Origin of the sequence: Brucella thiophenivorans, assembly GCF_002252445.1 — a bacterium.
GTDB classification, from domain to species: domain Bacteria; phylum Pseudomonadota; class Alphaproteobacteria; order Rhizobiales; family Rhizobiaceae; genus Brucella; species Brucella thiophenivorans.
This window is the reverse complement of record NZ_NNRJ01000022.1, coordinates 1-934: the sequence shown is the minus strand read 5'-3', so window position 1 is coordinate 934 and position 934 is coordinate 1. Positions and strand designations below refer to the sequence as shown.

Sequence of the window (934 nt, the reverse complement as noted above, 5' to 3'; positions counted from 1 at the left end):
AGAGCCTGAATCATAATGAATGTAACGATATCAGGCTCTTGCGATACGCCGCGTAAGGAAGCGGATATTTGCGATGTAAATCCAGGCTTCGGAAGAAGCGATGGTTTTCTCGAAGTCTTTGGCCAGTCTTCGACACCTTCCCAGCCATGCAAATGTGCGCTCGACAACCCATCTGCGTGGGAGTATTTTAAAACCTTCAGCGTGATCGGACCGCTTGACAATTTCCAGTGTAAATTTCCCGACCTTTTCCAACCTGCCTTTGAGCTTTGGTCCTGCGTATCCCCCGTCAGCAAAGATATGCCGCAACCATGGCCAACGTTTGAGAATGGTTTTCAAGACATCTGGCGCACCATCTCGGTCCTGAATGCCAGCCGAATGGATCACAAGACCGACCATCAAACCGAGTGTATCAACCACAATATGACGCTTGCGTCCGTTGATCTTTTTCCCCGCATCAAAGCCACGTATTCCCCCACTTTCCGTAGTTTTCACCGACTGGCTATCGATCACGCCAGCGGTGGGGCTGGGTTGCTTATCCGCCAACTCGCGTGCCGTCATAACAAGCGTGTTGTTGATCGCGCTCAGTGTTCCTTCATCTCGCCACCGATAGAAGTATTTCTGTACCGTTGAAAATGGCGGAAAATCCGTTGGCAGAAGCCGCCAGGTGCAGCCTGAAGAGGCTATATAAAGTAGCGCGTTCACCACTTCACGTAGATCTGACTTTCGAGGCCGTCCAAGGTGCTTGGACGCGGGCATCAGCGGCTCTATAATCGACCATTCCACATCCGTTAAATCGCTTGCATAACGCGAATTGCGACGCTCATACTGTCGCCGAGCGGTTTCAGTCCAGGTCATCGTGATCTCCATCGTATGTCAGAAATCCGATTGAATCATAACCTGCTGAAATCGCTCAACACATTTTGGAACAGGCTCT

General features: G+C 50.6%; 1 protein-coding gene. It reads right to left on the bottom strand.

Going from position 1 to position 934, the window contains the following annotated elements:
- Positions 1–30 precede the first annotated feature (30 nt).
- Entirely contained in the window at positions 31–855 is an 825-nt protein-coding gene (locus CEV31_RS12305) for an IS5 family transposase (RefSeq protein WP_094507374.1), read from the bottom strand.
- Between the last annotated feature and the right edge of the window lie 79 nt (positions 856–934).